This window comes from Mesorhizobium sp. EU05-FHT14A09 (assembly GCF_058790995.1).
The window spans coordinates 485,649-500,898 of record NZ_JBYTDF010000002.1 but is presented as its reverse complement, the minus strand read 5'-3'; the positions used below and the strand labels follow the sequence as shown (position 1 = coordinate 500,898).

Sequence of the window (15,250 nt, the reverse complement as noted above, 5' to 3'; positions counted from 1 at the left end):
TGTTGTTTTGATGAGGCGTCATATGCACGAATGAAGTGCAAATGATGCGCCTTCCGCCATATTGGCTCCAGCTCTACCTGTCTTCCCGAGTTTTGAATCTGACAAAGACAGGGCATAGCATGCAATCGAACGCTATCGAACGTGGGGCAGCAAAAGGTCGCGCTTCGGACAGCGCCGGACGCTGGGCGCTGATCAGTCTGGCCCTGTCGATGTTGCTTTCCTCACTCGGTATCAGCATCGCCAACGTCGCCTTGCCATCGCTGGCTGAAGCTTTCGGAACGTCTTTTCAGAGCGTGCAGTGGGTGGTTCTGGCTTATCTGCTGGCGGTCACCGTCACGATCGTCACGGCAGGGCGGCTTGGTGACCTCGTCGGGCATCGCCGCATGTTGATCGGCGGAGTTTCGCTGTTTGCATTGGCCTCGGGTCTGTGCGGCATTGTTTCTTCGCTTTGGCTGCTGATTGCCGCGCGCGCCTTGCAGGGACTTGGCGCGGCCGTGTTGATGGCACTCAGCATCGCGTTCGTTCGCGATACGGTCTCGAAGGATAAAACCGGAAGAGCCATGGGGCTGCTGGGCACCATGTCGGCGATCGGGACCGCGCTTGGTCCTTCGTTGGGCGGGGTCCTGCTGACCGCGACGAGCTGGCGCGCGATCTTCCTGGTCATGGTACCACTTGCTGCGCTGAATCTTTTTCTTGCCTGGCGGTTCCTGCCCGGCGTGAAGCCGTCCGGGAAGGGTGGCGGTTTTGACGGTCCGGGCACGCTACTGCTCGGGCTTGCGCTCGCTGCCTATTCGCTTGCCGCGACCGTCGGCGGCGCGCATCCGGGATGGCCGAACATGGCATTGCTGGCAGGGGCCATCATGGCGGCAGGCTTGTTCGTCGTGGTCGAAGCGAAGGTGGCTTCGCCGTTGATCCAGCTGTCGGCATTCCGCGATGCAGCCTTTAGCGGCAGCCTGGTGATGAACGCGCTGGTTTCGACAGTCATGATGGTCACCTTCGTGGTCGGGCCGTTCTATCTGGCGCGGGCGCTCGGGTTGAACGCAGCGTCCGTCGGCATGGTGATGTCGGTTGGCCCGGTGATCTCCGCCCTGACCGGCATCCCGGCAGGCCGGATCGTCGACCGGTTCGGCGCCGCTTTCGTGGTCATCATCGGGCTTATCTTGATGACAGCCGGAGCCTCTGTGCTGGTTGCGGTGCCGGCATCAGTCGGGGTAGCAGGCTATATTGTGGGCATTGCCGTCCTGACGCCCGGCTACCAACTGTTCCAGGCCGCCAACAACACGGCTGTCATGATGGATGTCGGCCCGGACAGGCGCGGGGTCGTGTCGGGTATGTTGAGCCTGTCGCGCAATCTCGGGCTGATCACCGGGGCATCTCTCATGGGTGCGTTGTTCGCCTTCGTGTCCGGCACGGCTGATGGATCGGCTATGTATGCCGAGAACGTCGCCGCGGGGATGCGAGTGACATTCGCAGTGGCGGGGACGCTGACCCTGGCCGGGATCGTTATTGCGCTTCTTCTACGCCGCAGCGTCGTTGCACAGCCGGTTGACGGGTGATCCGACTACCGATCCGCCCGAGGTCGGGATCGCTGCGGTGGAGCGTTGTTTCGGCAAAGTTTCAGCTGTTTGTCATCTTAGCGTTATGGGCGGCCACTAGCGTTTTCTCACGGACGTAGGGGACGCGCTCGTGAGATCATCATCCGGAACATGGCGGTTTTGTCTTGCAGCCCTGGCGCTGCTCCTGGCCTTGCCCGCGGCGGCCGAGCCAATTCGCGGTGCCGGATCGACATTCGCCGCGCCGGCGATCGCAGCATGGGGAAAGGCCTACAAGGAAGCGCGCGCCGACGGGGGTGACTATTTCACGCTCGACTGGAGTGTCGACTATGAGCCGGTCGGCTCGCTGGCCGGTGTCATGCGGCTTTCGCAGCCCGAGATGGATTTCGCAGCGACCGATGCGCCGCTTTCGGCGGACGAAGTTGCCAAACGCAACGTGGCGCAGTTTCCGATCGTCATGGGCGGCATCGCGGTGGTCGCCAATGTCGCAGGCATCGAAGCCGGCAAGTTGCGGCTGAATGGCCCGGTGCTGGCCGATATCTTCTCGGGCCGGATCAAGAGCTGGGCAGATGCGGAAATCGCCGCGCTCAATCCGGACCTGCAACTGCCTGATCGCCCCGTCAAGGTGCTCTGGCGTCAGGACGGTTCGGGTTCCACCTTTGTTTTCACCAGCTACCTTTCCAAGACCAATGCCGAATGGCGCCAGAAATTCGGCGCCGCCACGCTAATCAACTGGGCGGTTGGGCAAGGTGTGGAAGGTACCGGAAAGCTGGTTGCGTTGTCTGCCGCGACGGCCGACAGCGTGACCTATCTCGAATATGGCCAGGTGGCGCGTGCGGGGCTCCCCGCCGTGCAGCTGCAGAATGGGGCAGGTGTCTTCGTTGCGCCGACGGCGGAGAGTTTCGCAGCCGGATTAAAGAGCATCACGTGGGATGCGTCCCGGCACTTCTTCGCTGATACCACCAACATGCCTGGCGATGGTGCCTATCCAATGGCTGCCGTTACCTATGCATTGGTACCGAAGGATCGCGGTGTCGAGCGGACGGAGCGTGTGCTGGACCTTTTCCGGCTGGCGTATTCGGCGAGGGGGGATGATACCCGTGCCCTGGGTTACGTCCCGGTGTCGTCGGAACTTGCCCGCCTGGTTGATCGCTACTGGTCGCAGACCCTGACAAATCTGAACAACTAGAGCGTCCCCAAAGGCGCGCCGAACCGTCCACACAGGAAGGCATAGCGACATGCAGGTCGACATCTTCAAGGACATCCTTGTCCCGGTCATCGGTGGCCTGGGCATCTTCATGCTCGGCCTGGAGTTCATGGCCAACGGCATCCAGGCGCTTTCCGTCAACAAGATGCGCGATTTCCTGGCGAAGGCTGCCGGAACGCCAATCAAGGGCGTGCTCGCGGGCACGCTCATCACCGGTGTGATCCAGTCCTCGACGGCCATGACCGTCATGGTGGTCGGTCTGGTCAACGCCGGCGTTGTCGCGCTCAGGCCGGCCATCAGCGTCATCATGGGCGCCAATATCGGCACGACGCTCGGCAATGGCCTGATTGCGTTGCCGCTTGGTCCGCTCGGCCTGATCCTGGGCGGGATTTTCGCGCTGATCTATTGCTTCGCGAAGAGCGAGAAGGTGCGCAACATCGCGCTCGCCTGCATGGGCTTTGCGCTGATCTTCTACGGCCTCAACCTGATGACCGGTGGCCTGCGCCCGCTGCGCAACATGCCCGAAGTGATGGAGTTGCTGCAGACGCTGAGGGCAGATTCTTACTTCAACCTCTTGAAATGCGTGTTGATTGCCGCCGGCGTCACGGCAATGATCCATTCGTCGTCGGCAACCATCGGCATCGTCATGGGGCTCGGCGCCGCCGGCGTGCTCGACTGGACCACTGCCGTTGCCTTCTCGCTCGGGGCCGATCTCGGCACCACGATCACGTCATGGATGGCTTCGCTCAACCTGTCCAAGAACGCCAAGCGCGCGGCTTACGCGCATATGTCGTTCAACGTCATCGGCGTCCTTGTCACCGTCCCGCTGTTCTTCGTCTCGATCGAAGTGCTGCGCTGGGCCATGCAGTGGTTCGGCGGCGACCCGAGCATTCCGGTGGTGGTCGACGGCAAGGATACTTTCCCGCTGGTTCCCGTCGCAGTCGGGCTCTACTCCACCTTCTTCAACGTCTTCAACACGGTGCTCCTGTTTCCCTTCGTTGGCGTGTTCGAGCGGGTTCTGTCGCGCATCGGTCATAGCGAGGCCGATGATGTGGAAGATTTCTCGGTGCCGAAATATCTCGATCGCCGCTTCTCCGGGGATCTTGGACAGGCGGTGCCGGCCGTGGAGCAGGAAACCGAGCGCCATCTCAAGGCCGGTGCGCTGTTCCTCGACATTGCCCGTTCCAAGAAGAGCGCGCCGAGCGATCCGGGCGAGCACTATCTGGCCACCGATATCCTGTCACGCGACATCCGCTCTTACTCGGCAGCACTTTTGTCGTCTGACATGCCGATGGACCAGCTCGACCTGGTTGCCAGCCTGATCGAGGAGGCTGACTTCACCGCGGCGCTTGCCGAGCAACTGCATCAGGTGGCACGCCGGGTTCGCCGCGAGACCTTCGGCGCGCAAGGCAAGGCGATCGTCGACACCGCGCTGGACAAATTGGATTTCGACCTGCGTGAAATCCTGCCGGATTTTGGCGTCAAGGCACCGCAGATGCCGGCTGGCCACGTCAATTTCCCGGAGGTCGACCAGCTTCGCGCCCAGATCCTGGCCGCAGGCGGCGGGGTCACTCCCGGGGAGCGCGGCGCATTGCTGGCGCTGCTCGGCAGCGTCGAGCGTGCGGACCTGTTGATCAAGCGCATCGATGCCGAACGCAAGTCGGTCAATCGCCAGGCCGTCATTGCCCGTGCGAGGATCCGGCGCGAACAGCGCGATGAGAAGGGCGGCATGTTCGGCGGCAATCTGGCGCCGGTGCCAGGCGAATGAATGCGCTTTGTCAGGCAAGGCCGGTTGTTGCCGGCCTTGCCTGACGGACTGCCAATTCCGAAGCAGCATCGTATCTCAATGCGGGCTTGCGGTTGGCCGGATGATGATTTCGCTCACATCGACGTCGGCCGGCTGGCTGATCGCATAGGCGATGGCGTTGGCGACCGCTTCGGCACTGATGGTGATCGCCCTCCAGGCCTTCATGGCTTCGCGCGCGGCAGTGTCCGTGATCGTATCGGCCAGTTCCGACGTGGTGGTGCCGGGTGAGATGACCGTGACGCGGATACGGTCGGTCTCCTGCCGCAGCCCGTCTGAAATGGCTCCGACCGCGAACTTCGTGGCGCAATAGACCGCTGCCGTCGGCGAGACGCTGTGGCCGCCGATCGACGACAGGTTGACGATCTGGCCGTGACCCTGCGCCTGCATCAGGGGCAGGGCGGCGGCGATGCCGTAGAGCACCCCCTTGATGTTGGCGTCCACCATCCTGTCCCACTCGTCCACCTTGAGTTCGGCAAGCGGAGACAAGGGCATGACACCGGCATTGTTGACGATGACGTCGAGCCTGCCGAATTCCTGCTGCGCATAGCGCGCAAAGGCTTCGACCTCGGCTCGCCTGGTGACGTCGAGCTGGCGCACGCGGACGGAGCCGCCAGTGGCGGTTATTTCGCTGCCAAGGGCCTGCAACCGCTCCAGCCGGCGTGCGCCGATGACGACATGCGCACCGCCCGCCGCCAGCACCCTTGCCGTTGCCTCGCCGATGCCGCTGCTGGCACCGGTGATGGCGACGACTTTTCCTGCAATTCCGTTCATCTGGGAGTCTCCATGTTCAGGCAGTGGTGGCGGGGGATCAATCGGGAAAATCAGCGCTGCGGGTCGTCTCGGCCCAGGCGTCGAAATTCGACCGCAAGGCGTCGAGGCGCTGGCGCGCGATGGTCAAGGCTGCGGCGCCGAGCAGCAGGCGCAGTGGCGCCTCGTCTGCTTCGAATGCCGAGATGATCGCGGTGGCGGCGCGCGCGGGATCGCCCGGCTGGCGGCCTGATGCGGCGCGGGTCGCTTCGCGGCGCTTTCCTGCGGTTTCGGCGTAGTCGTCGATGACGGTCGCGGATTCGACCATCGAGCGGCCGGCCCACTCGGTGCGGAACGCGCCGGGTTCAATGATGGTCACCCTGATGCCGAGAGGCTCGACCTCGTGGGAGAGCGATTCCGAAAGCGCTTCGACGGCGAATTTCGTGGCGTGGTAGTAGCCGGTTGCGGCGAAAGCGACGAGGCCGCCAAGTGACGAGACGTTGAAGATATGTCCCCGGCGGCGGGCGCGCATTCCGGGCAGCACCCTTTTCGTCATGTCGACGAGGCCGAAGACATTGGTGTCGAACTGGTCGCGGATTTCGCGGTCGGAACCTTCTTCGATGGCGGCGAGGTAGCCATAACCGGCATTGTTGACCAGTACGTCGATCGTGCCGAATTCTGCTTCGGCTTCCGACACGGCCCGCGCGATGGATGCGGTGTCGGTGACGTCGAGCTGCACGGCGAGCGCGCGTTCGCCATACTTGGAGGTAAACGCCTCCAAGTTATTGGAATTGCGGGCAGTTATAGCCGCGCGCCAGCCGCGTTCCAGCACGGCTTCCGCAAGTGCCTTGCCGAGACCGGAGGAGGCCCCGGTGATGAACCATACGGGATCGGTCGTCATGGTGAGTTCCTTTCGAGCGAGAGCGGATGTCCCAGCGGCGCTCACCGGCGGCGCAGGATCATGCCGCCATGGTGGAGGGTGTTGCGGTCGACGAAGTCGCCGTCGGCGGTGAAGCCGGTGTCGTCCCAGTATTCGATGTGAGTGCCGGTGACTTCGTAGCGCCCCTGGTAGGCGCTTTGCCTGCTGCCGCGCGCTTCGTCATAGCGGCCATCCGGCAGCAGTTCGTGGCGGACGCGGCCGTCATCCGTCGACCACATGCCGACATAGGGATGTTGTGTCATCTGTCTTTCCTTGATCTGGATGTTTGAACCCGCGGCCATTTCCGACGGCAGGGCCGGCGCCGCGGAAAGCGCGGCCAGGACCAGGCTGGACAAAACGTAACCTTGGCTGCGTAGGGTCATAGTTCGATCTCCGGTCGCGCCTTGCGTCATGCAATGTGACGTATTCCCTGGCTGGCACGACGGAACATAGGGTCATCGATTGGCGCGATCGACTTGCCAATTGAAAATGCCTTGGTTAGAAATCTTAACCAATGGCGGATGACTTCGAAGGCATTTCGGTGTTCCTGGCGGTTGCGGAAGCGCGCAATTTCCGCCTTGCCGGCGAGCGTCTCGGCGTCACCCGCTCGGCCGTCAGCCAGGCATTGCAACGGCTCGAGGACCGTATCGGCACGGCGCTGGTGCAGCGAACCACGCGCAGCGTCAGCCTGACGGAAGCGGGCGAGATGTTCTACGACCTGGTGCGGCCATCGGCGCAGGACATCAGCGAGGCCGTGCAGGCCGTTCGCGAAACGCAGATGCGTCCGTCCGGACTGTTGAAAGTCGTGGTGTCCTCGATTGCGGAGCGTTTCATTTCCGGGCCGTTGCTCGCAGGTTTCATGGCGGCCCACCCGGACGTGAAACTGGATGTCACCATCACGGACGCCGAGTTCGATATCGTTGCCGGTGGGTTTGACGCCGGGGTCCGACTGGGTGAGGTGATCGAGCAGGACATGGTCGCTGTGCCGGTTTCTGGGCAACAGCGACAGTGCGCTGTTGCTTCACCCGACTACCTTTGCCGACGCGACAAGCCGCTTCATCCGCGCGACCTGGCAGATCATGTCTGCATCGGCTGGCGCGCGCGGCCGGACACCGCGCCATATCGTTGGGAATTCACGGAACATGGCCGCGATTTCGAACTGGCGGTCGATCCGGCGATGACCACCAATGACATGGGCATGATGATCCGCATGGCTTGCGCCGGCGCTGGCATCACCTTCGGCATGATCGAAACATTCGAGCCCTATATCGCGCGTGGCGAGTTGGTGTCGCTCCTGGAAGACTATTGCCCGCCCTTCGCAGGCTTCTACCTGTACTTCCCGAAGCGTCATCGGCAGCCACTGAAGCTGCGAGCACTGGTGGAGCATGTCCGCACTTTCAGGCGGGATGCGGCCTGAGGATCTGATAACGTTCGAGTTCAGAGTTTGAATCATCAGGATGATCCAAGCTTTTTAATATAAATGACAAAAGGAATGGAAGATTGCGCCGGCACGCTGGGAAGGGCCGTTGCAGCGGCAATTGGTGCTTTTCTCGTTGTCTCAAAGCGTCCACAGCGTTTCCGTTTTTCACGGAAACGCGGAAACGCTCCAAGTTTTTGTTTTCGCCGCATTCTTGTAACGCCAAGTGATTCCACTTGGCTGCAAAATGCTCTAGGTCCAGCAGGTCACGTTTGGAGAAACGCTTGGCCGTCGCGACATTGATCCTGCTGCTCCTGGTGCTGGTTGCCGCTTCCGGCGTGCTGGTGCGTTTCCTGCCATTGCCGTTGCCGATCATCCAGATCGGGCTGGGTGTCCTGCTGGCGTGGCCGATCGATGGGCTGCGCGTGGAACTCGAGCCGGAACTGTTCCTGCTGGTCTTCGTGCCGCCGCTTCTGTTCATCGACGGCATCATGCTGCCGAAACGCGAGTTCGCCGAGCTGGCGCCGCGAATCTTCGGCCTGGCTTTCGGGCTCGTCTTCTTCACGGTCGTGGTTTTCGGATACGCGCTGAACTGGCTGCTGCCGCAGGTTCCGTTGCCGGTGGCCTTCGCGCTTGCTGCCGTGCTGTCGCCTACGGATGCAGTCGCGGTCTCCTCCATCGTCGGACGCGATCTCGTGCCGGCACGCATCCGTCACATCCTGGAGGGCGAGTCGCTGCTCAACGACGCCTCCGGCCTGGTCGTGCTGCGATTTGCAGTCGCTGCCGCGCTGACCGGCCAGTTCTCGCTCGGCGAAACGGCCTTGACCTTCGTGCTGGTCGCGGCCGGCGGCGCGCTGGTCGGTTTTGCCACGCTATGGGCCACCGCCAAAGTCCTGCGCATCGTTGCCAAGATCGGCGACGTGCGGCCGGAGGTGCAGGTGGTCATTCTGATCCTGCTGCCGTTTGCTGCCTATCTGCTGGCTGAAAAATTCCATTTCTCCGGCATCCTGGCCGCGGTGACGGCCGGCCTCTATCTCAGCCGTGCCGGCCTGTTCGGCGTGCTCAGCGTTCCTGCGCGCATGCAGAACGCGGCGCTGATCGAGATGCTGTCGTTCACTTTCAACGGCGTCATCTTCCTGCTGCTCGGCCTGCAACTGCCGACGATCATCCGCAACGTGCCGCCCGAACTGTCGCTCTACGGCACCGTCTGGGAACCGGTGCTGGCAGTGATAACGCTGACGCTGATCCTGCTTGCGATCCGTTTTGCCTGGATCTGGTTCGGCTCAGCGGCGCGCGGCTTGATCGCGCGCTGGCGTGGCGACGATACGCTCAGGCTCACCACACGGCTCAAGGTCGTCATGACGCTGGCTGGCGTGCGTGGTGCAATCACGCTCGCCGGTATCCTGTCGCTGCCGCTCGTCATCTCGGAGAACGGTCCGCCATTTCCGGCCCGCGACCTGGTCATCTTCATCGCCGCCGGCGTCATCATCTGTTCGCTGCTGCTGGCCAGCGTGGCACTTCCGGCGGTGGCACGGGGCATTCCGCTCGATGAAGAGGATATGAGCATCAATGAGGAACGCCTGGCGCGGCAGGTGGCAGCCGAGGCGGCGATCGCCCGCATCGAACAGATGGTCGATGAAGCACGCGACGATGCCGCACAGTATGAAACGCGGCTGGCAGCGGCCCAGCAGATCATTCCCTCGTACCGGCAGCGGATCGTCGGTGAAGCCGACGACACGAAGCCAGGTGAGATGCAAGACGCCCTGGAGGCGATGATCGATGCCGCGCTCGGCGCCGAACGGGATGCGCTGCTCAAATTGCTGAAGGCGCGCAAGATCAACGATGACACCATGCGCGCCGTCATGGGCGAGGTGACGCTCGGTCAGGCCCTGAGCGACCGAAAGCGGACAACACCGGCGAAGTCAAACAAACGGCCGAAGAAGGCGGGCGCCAGGAAATAACGGCGCCCACCCATCCATATTTCAGCTTTCATCCCCGGACACGGTTGCAAAGAAGTTCTCCGGTCCATCGACCTCGATCAGCTTGCGGTTTTCGATCTGCCAGAAACGGTTGCCGACCGTGCGCACGAAGCTGCGGTCGTGCGAAACCAGCAGGCAGCTTGCCTCATGTGCCATCAGTTCGGTTTCCAGTGCTTCCTGGCCCTCGATGTCCAGATGGTTGGTCGGCTCGTCGAGCAGATAGAAGTTGGGGTTGGTGAGCCTCAACGCCAGCATGGCCAGCCTGGCTTTCTGCCCGCCGGACAGCCGGCCAATCGGTCGCTCCTGCATGTCGATGCCGATGCCGGCACCGGCGAGCAGCGTTCGGAGCCGTTGATCGCCGAATTCGAAGCGCCGGCCGATCGCTGCCATCGGCGTATCCGTGTTGCCGAGGTCAGCCAGCGCCTGGTCGACATGACCCAGCGCCAGAGATGGCGTGGCGCGGATGCCGGTCTGCGCGCCGTCACTTCCCGAAATCGCATTGCGCAGCATGCCGACCAGTCGTGACTTGCCGGAGCCATTGCGACCGAGAAGCACGATGCGGTCGCCCTGGCAGATCCAGCGCTTGCCGGTTTTGAACAGAAGCGTTCCGTCGGGCGTTTTCACCTCGGCATCATCCAGCGTCACCAACTGTTTGGCGTGGGTGCCGCGGTTGGCGAGACGGATGGCGCCAGCCGAACGTTCCTGATGGGCGGGGCGGGCCGAATCCTCGAGACGCTCGGCGCGGTCCTTCAATTGCTTGGTCTTGATGACCAGCAGATCGCTGCCGGAATTGATGCCGATGTTGTTCAGCTTGGCGGCCTGCCGGCGAAGTTGCTGCGCCACCTTCATGTCGCGCTGATATTGCCGTTCCTGCGAAGCGTCGATCTCATCCAGCGCTATCCGAGCCCTCGAATAGGGCAAAGCAAAGACCTGGCTCTGCTCGGCGCGCAGGAACAGCGTGCGGTTGGTGACGGCGTCAAGGAAGGCGCGGTCGTGGCTGGCCACGATCAGCGGGACGCTTTGCGGCAAGCTGTTCAGCCAGTCTTCCAGCCAGCGGATGCGGGCGAGGTCGAGGTGGTTGGTCGGCTCGTCGAGCAGCAAGGCATCGGGGTCGTTGACCCAGACGCGCGCCAACAGAGCAAGGCGTTGCCAGCCGCCGCTCAACGCGCCGAGCGGGCGTCCGCGCAATTCTTCGGGAACTTCGAAGGTTTCCAGCACGACATCGGCACGCCAGCTTTCGCTTTCTGCCTGCTCCGCCGGCAGAGCCTGCCGCACCGCTTCGTGGAAGGGCAGGGAGAGCAGTGCGGGGGCGATATCCTGTTCGACGTGGCCGATGGTGAGACCACGCGCCTTGGTGATGTCGCCGTCGGTCGGCTCGAAGGTGCCGGCGATGGTGCGCAGCAGCGTCGACTTGCCCCGGCCGTTCGCGGCGACGATGCCGATACGGTCACCAGCCTCCACGGAGAGGTCGAGATTGGAAAACAGGCGTGCGCCGAGCGTGACGCCGAGTGCCTTGAGATTGATGAGTGCCATTGTTGTTCTCTGGTCTATCGCGAGCCTTGCCGGCGGCCTGACACGTCTGATGCCAGGCGGTGTGCCGGATTGCGTTGGCTCGTTGTGGTAACGATTGGCACGACACACCGGCATTTGCCGGTGTCGCGCCACCCCTTGGGGCAGACCAGATAGAGATGCTTAAGTGCGATCGTCTCGTTGGTCAGCCCTGCAAACGCATTTGCAGGGCCTGGATCGGGCCACGCTGACGGTGTTGATCATGTCTGAACACGCAGCCCTCCTTTCTTCTCGACGGTTGCCAAGCCTAGATAAACGCGGCTGCCCGTCGATGCAAGCCGGTTGCGGACCGGTCAAGCAGCATAGCGCAAAAGCACGACATCCTGCGGCAGGATCCGCTGCCCGATAAACCGCAGTTTCGGCGTCTTGCCGGCGAAGAACGGCTTGCCGCCGCCAAGCACCACGGGATTAACATAAAGGTGGTACTCGTCGATCAGGTCCAGTCCATCCAGACTGGCCGCGAGTTCTGCGCCGCCCACATCGATCATGCCGTCGGTCCTGGCCTTGAGACGCCTGAGCGTTCCGACAACATCCTCGTTGATCAGCGTTGCATTCGGCCCAACATCACGCAGCGTCGTGGAACAGACGAATTTGGGTGTTGCCTGCCACGCCGTGGCGAACTCCCGCGCCTCGTCTGGCCAGTCGGCCTGGTCGTCGTCCCAGTACCGCATCACTTGATAGAGCTTGCGGCCGCAGACGCTGACCTGAATGTCCTGCATCAACTGGTTGAAGTATCGGTGCAGCGGCGCTTCCGGTACCGGCAACTCCGGACCGTCTTCCGGGCCGGCGATGTAGCCGTCAAGCGACGTCAGCATGCCGAAGATCATCGTGGCCATGTTGCCCTCCAATCTGATTGCATATTGCAATCAGATTGTGCGGTTGGCAAGGGAAAGCCGGTGTTGGTTGACCCGCATGATTCTGCCCTGCCTCGTGGTTCAAGAAAACGGCGCGATCGGGCCAGAGGATTTCGCAGCGTAAACGTGGCAGTACCCGGACAACTGTGTTAATGGCGCCGTGACTTTTCCGACAGTGAGGATCCCAAGTCCATGGCGACAACAGCCGTTTCGAACTCCCTCGAATCCTTCTTTGGCACAACGCTCGCGGATGCCGATCCGGAGATCTTCGGCTCCATCCGCAACGAGCTTGGTCGCCAGCGTCACGAGATCGAGTTGATCGCCTCGGAAAACATCGTCTCGCGCGCCGTTCTGGAAGCGCAGGGCTCGATCATGACCAACAAGTATGCCGAGGGTTATCCGGGCAAGCGTTATTACGGCGGCTGCCAGTTCGTCGACGTCGCCGAAGAGCTCGCCATCGAGCGCGCGAAGAAGCTGTTCGACTGCAAATTCGCCAATGTGCAGCCGAATTCCGGCAGCCAGATGAACCAGGCGGTGTTCCTGGCGCTGCTGCAGCCAGGCGATACCTTCATGGGCCTCGACCTCAATTCCGGCGGCCATCTCACGCACGGCTCGCCCGTCAATATGAGCGGCAAGTGGTTCAAGGTGGTTTCCTACGGCGTGCGCAAGGACGACCATCTGCTCGACATGGAAGAGATCGAGAAGCTAGCGCAGCAGCACAAGCCGAAGCTGATCCTGGCCGGCGGCACCGCCTATTCCCGCGTCTGGGACTGGAAGCGTTTCCGCGAGATCGCCGATTCGATCGGCGCCTACCTGATGGTCGACATGGCCCATATCGCCGGCCTGGTCGCTGGCGGCGTGCATCCGAGCCCGCTGCCGCATGCGCATGTGGTGACGACCACCACCCACAAGTCGCTGCGCGGCCCGCGTGGCGGCATGGTGCTGACCAATGACGAGGACATTGCCAAGAAGATCAATTCGGCGGTGTTCCCCGGCCTGCAGGGCGGTCCGCTGATGCACGTCATCGCTGCCAAGGCCGTCGCGTTCGGCGAAGCGCTGAAGCCGGAGTTCAAGCTTTACGCCGAGAACGTCGTCGCCAATGCCAAGGCGCTGGCCGAGAGCCTGAAGGAGACCGGCCTCGATATCGTTTCCAACGGTACCGACAACCATCTGATGCTGGTCGACCTGCGGCCGAAGAACGCCACCGGCAAGCGCGCCGAGGCAGCCCTTGGCCGCGCCAACATCACCTGCAACAAGAACGGCATTCCTTTCGATCCGGAAAAGCCTTTCGTTACATCGGGTGTGCGTCTCGGCACGCCGGCCGGCACGACCCGTGGCTTCGGCAAGGCCGAATTCCGCGAAATCGGCCAGCTGATCGCCGAAGTGCTGGACGGCCTGAAGGTTGCCAATTCGGACGAGGGCAACGCAGCCGTCGAGGCCGCGGTCAAGGCCAAGGTGGTGTCGCTGACCGACCGCTATCCGCTTTACCCTTATCTCGGCTGATTTTTGAAGCGCGGAAAGCCCGCCGGGCCTGCCACTGGCACCCGGCGGGCTTTTGCTTTTGCGTGGACCGATCCTCTGGCTGGACCTTACGGACCGTAAATTCGACAAAAGATCGGAAATACCGATCCGGCCTTTCATTTTGCACATTCATCGCGACAATGGCGCGCAATTCCTTCGGAGGATTCGGTATGCGCCCTAACAGGCTGTCCCTCATTCTGTTTTCCGCCTTCGCGGCACTGTCGCTGGGCTTCGGGCCCGGCATTTCGCGGGCGCAGGAGAACGCCCAGCAGCCGCCGGCGAAGAGCGAACCCGGTCTCTCCGATGTGCTGACGGATCTGCTGCACGGGGTCGAAGGTGAAAATGCGACCGGCGGCCCGGACAAGCGCGTGCCGTTCGGTCGTGAGGAAGTGCAGCTCTCCTTCGCGCCGCTGGTCAAGCAGACCGCTCCGGCGGTGGTCAATGTCTACGCCTCGCAGACCGCCAAGGTGCGCTCGCCCTTCGACGGCGATCCTTTCTTCGAGGAGTTCTTCGGCCGTTCCGTACCGCGTGCACAGTCCTCGCTGGGATCCGGTGTCCTGGTTGATCCGAGCGGCATCGTCGTCACCAATTTCCACGTCATCAAGAATGCCGATGAGGTCAAGGTGGCGACCTCGGACGGGCGTGAATTCACATCCAAGGTGATGCTGAAGGACGAAACGCTTGATCTCGCGGTGTTGAAGATTGCCGCCGACAAACCGTTCCCCGTCATTCCGATCGGCGATTCCGACGCGCTCGAGGTCGGTGATCTGGTGCTGGCCATCGGCAACCCGTTCGGCGTCGGCCAGACCACGACGTCCGGCATCGTTTCGGCGTTGGCGCGCAGCCATATCGGCATCTCGGATTCCGGCTATTTCATCCAGACCGATGCCGCCATCAATCCCGGCAATTCGGGCGGCGCGCTGATCAACATGGGTGGCCAGCTGGTCGGCATCAACACCGCCATCTACAGCCGCAGCGGCGGTTCCATCGGTATCGGCTTTGCCATTCCGGCCAACATGGTGCGCGCCTTCGCGGAAGCCGCCAAGGCCGGCAGCGACTTCTTCGAGCGGCCCTATATCGGCGCGGAGTTCGAGGCCGTGACGCCGCAGATCGCTGAATCGCTGGGCATAGAGAAGGTGGCTGGCGCGCTCGTCTCTTCGGTGGCCGAAGGCGGCCCAGCCGCCAAGGCCGGCCTGAAGCCCGGCGATGTCGTGCAGACGCTGAATGGGGCGACGATCGAAGGCATCGAGGCGCTCGACTATCGCATGGCGACGCTGACGATCGGCTCCAACGCCACGTTCGGCATCCTCACCAAGGGACAGCAGCAGCAGATTGCCATCGCACTCGAACGCGCGCCGGAAGGTCTCACCACGCAACAGATCCTTCTGCGTGGCCGCAGCCCGTTCGCGGGGGCAAGGGTGGCAGACCTGTCGCCACGCCTGGCGCAGCGGCTCGGCTTGCGCAGCGACGTCAAGGGTGTGGTGCTGGTCGACATTGCCAGCGCTTCACCGGCCTCGGATTTCGGCTTCCAGCCGGGCGATATCGTGCGCGAGGTGAACGGCATCACCATCGATTCCGCTAAACGGCTGGAAGAAGCTGCACTGCAAAGCACGCGCTGGTGGCGCTTTACGGTGGAGCGGGGTGGGCAGACGCTACGGCAAGTCCTACGTTATTAGG

At 62.7% G+C, this 15,250-nt stretch carries 12 protein-coding genes; 7 read left to right on the top strand and 5 right to left on the bottom strand.

The window, feature by feature from the left end; all coding sequences use genetic code 11:
* The first annotated feature begins 119 nt into the window (after positions 1 to 119).
* From AC3WTO_RS09840 to AC3WTO_RS09830, 3 genes are all read left to right on the top strand, one after another.
* A complete protein-coding gene (locus tag AC3WTO_RS09840) occupies positions 120 to 1,556 on the top strand; it encodes an MFS transporter (RefSeq protein WP_492460519.1) in 1,437 nt (478 codons plus the stop codon).
* Positions 1,557 to 1,686: 130 nt separating this feature from the next.
* On the top strand, positions 1,687 to 2,742 hold the full coding sequence (gene pstS, locus AC3WTO_RS09835; RefSeq protein ID WP_492460518.1) for a phosphate ABC transporter substrate-binding protein PstS: 1,056 nt from the start codon (positions 1,687 to 1,689) through the stop codon (positions 2,740 to 2,742).
* Between the two features lie 49 nt (positions 2,743 to 2,791).
* Positions 2,792 to 4,528, top strand: a complete 1,737-nt coding sequence (locus AC3WTO_RS09830) for a Na/Pi cotransporter family protein (protein ID WP_492460517.1) — start codon at positions 2,792 to 2,794, stop codon at positions 4,526 to 4,528.
* 75 nt (positions 4,529 to 4,603) lie between these two features.
* Here the strand turns inward: AC3WTO_RS09830 and AC3WTO_RS09825 are convergent, their stop codons facing one another.
* Genes AC3WTO_RS09825 through AC3WTO_RS09815 form a run of 3 tightly spaced genes read right to left on the bottom strand, consistent with a single transcriptional unit; the run spans position 4,604 to position 6,535 of the window.
* On the bottom strand, positions 4,604 to 5,338 hold the full coding sequence (locus tag AC3WTO_RS09825; protein WP_492460516.1) for an SDR family oxidoreductase: 735 nt from the start codon (positions 5,336 to 5,338) through the stop codon (positions 4,604 to 4,606).
* Positions 5,339 to 5,375: 37 nt separating this feature from the next.
* The gene (locus AC3WTO_RS09820) at positions 5,376 to 6,215 is read right to left on the bottom strand and encodes an oxidoreductase (protein ID WP_492460515.1); all 840 of its coding nucleotides are present in this window, start codon (positions 6,213 to 6,215) and stop codon (positions 5,376 to 5,378) included.
* Between the two features lie 41 nt (positions 6,216 to 6,256).
* Positions 6,257 to 6,535: an Atu4866 domain-containing protein gene (locus tag AC3WTO_RS09815; RefSeq protein WP_492460851.1), complete on the bottom strand. Its 279-nt coding sequence runs from the start codon at positions 6,533 to 6,535 to the stop codon at positions 6,257 to 6,259.
* Between the two features lie 212 nt (positions 6,536 to 6,747).
* Between AC3WTO_RS09815 and AC3WTO_RS09810 the strand changes: the two genes are divergently transcribed.
* Both AC3WTO_RS09810 and AC3WTO_RS09805 read left to right on the top strand, forming a co-directional pair.
* On the top strand, positions 6,748 to 7,650 hold the full coding sequence (locus AC3WTO_RS09810; RefSeq protein ID WP_492460514.1) for a LysR family transcriptional regulator: 903 nt from the start codon (positions 6,748 to 6,750) through the stop codon (positions 7,648 to 7,650).
* Between the two features lie 284 nt (positions 7,651 to 7,934).
* Positions 7,935 to 9,611 carry a Na+/H+ antiporter gene (locus tag AC3WTO_RS09805; protein ID WP_492460513.1) on the top strand — a complete coding sequence of 559 codons (1,677 nt, stop codon included), beginning with the start codon at positions 7,935 to 7,937 and terminating at the stop codon, positions 9,609 to 9,611.
* A 21-nt stretch (positions 9,612 to 9,632) separates the two neighbouring features.
* On the opposite strand, the gene AC3WTO_RS09800 is transcribed toward AC3WTO_RS09805, so the two are convergent.
* Both AC3WTO_RS09800 and AC3WTO_RS09795 read right to left on the bottom strand, forming a co-directional pair.
* On the bottom strand, positions 9,633 to 11,162 hold the full coding sequence (locus tag AC3WTO_RS09800) for an ABC-F family ATP-binding cassette domain-containing protein (RefSeq protein ID WP_492460512.1): 1,530 nt from the start codon (positions 11,160 to 11,162) through the stop codon (positions 9,633 to 9,635).
* A gap of 329 nt (positions 11,163 to 11,491) precedes the next feature.
* Positions 11,492 to 12,034, bottom strand: a complete 543-nt coding sequence (locus tag AC3WTO_RS09795; protein ID WP_492460511.1) for a dihydrofolate reductase family protein — start codon at positions 12,032 to 12,034, stop codon at positions 11,492 to 11,494.
* Positions 12,035 to 12,244: 210 nt separating this feature from the next.
* On the opposite strand from AC3WTO_RS09795, the gene glyA reads away from it, so the two are divergent.
* Both glyA and AC3WTO_RS09785 read left to right on the top strand, forming a co-directional pair.
* Positions 12,245 to 13,555, top strand: coding sequence for a serine hydroxymethyltransferase (gene glyA / locus AC3WTO_RS09790; protein WP_492460510.1), 1,311 nt, complete (start codon positions 12,245 to 12,247; stop codon positions 13,553 to 13,555).
* Positions 13,556 to 13,743: 188 nt separating this feature from the next.
* Positions 13,744 to 15,249 (top strand): DegQ family serine endoprotease, encoded by a 1,506-nt coding sequence (locus tag AC3WTO_RS09785; RefSeq protein WP_492460509.1) that lies wholly within the window; start codon positions 13,744 to 13,746, stop codon positions 15,247 to 15,249.
* Position 15,250 lies beyond the last annotated feature (1 nt).

Coding starts and splice junctions, on each gene's coding strand:
- AC3WTO_RS09830 (WP_492460517.1), top strand. CDS start 2,792: ATGCAGGTCGACATCTTCAAGGACATCCTTGTCCCGGTCATCGGTGGC.
- AC3WTO_RS09810 (WP_492460514.1), top strand. CDS start 6,748: ATGGCGGATGACTTCGAAGGCATTTCGGTGTTCCTGGCGGTTGCGGAA.
- AC3WTO_RS09785 (WP_492460509.1), top strand. CDS start 13,744: ATGCGCCCTAACAGGCTGTCCCTCATTCTGTTTTCCGCCTTCGCGGCA.
- glyA (WP_492460510.1), top strand. CDS start 12,245: ATGGCGACAACAGCCGTTTCGAACTCCCTCGAATCCTTCTTTGGCACA.
- AC3WTO_RS09820 (WP_492460515.1), bottom strand. CDS start 6,215: ATGACGACCGATCCCGTATGGTTCATCACCGGGGCCTCCTCCGGTCTC.
- AC3WTO_RS09795 (WP_492460511.1), bottom strand. CDS start 12,034: ATGGCCACGATGATCTTCGGCATGCTGACGTCGCTTGACGGCTACATC.
- AC3WTO_RS09840 (WP_492460519.1), top strand. CDS start 120: ATGCAATCGAACGCTATCGAACGTGGGGCAGCAAAAGGTCGCGCTTCG.
- AC3WTO_RS09800 (WP_492460512.1), bottom strand. CDS start 11,162: ATGGCACTCATCAATCTCAAGGCACTCGGCGTCACGCTCGGCGCACGC.
- AC3WTO_RS09815 (WP_492460851.1), bottom strand. CDS start 6,535: ATGGCCGCGGGTTCAAACATCCAGATCAAGGAAAGACAGATGACACAA.
- AC3WTO_RS09825 (WP_492460516.1), bottom strand. CDS start 5,338: ATGAACGGAATTGCAGGAAAAGTCGTCGCCATCACCGGTGCCAGCAGC.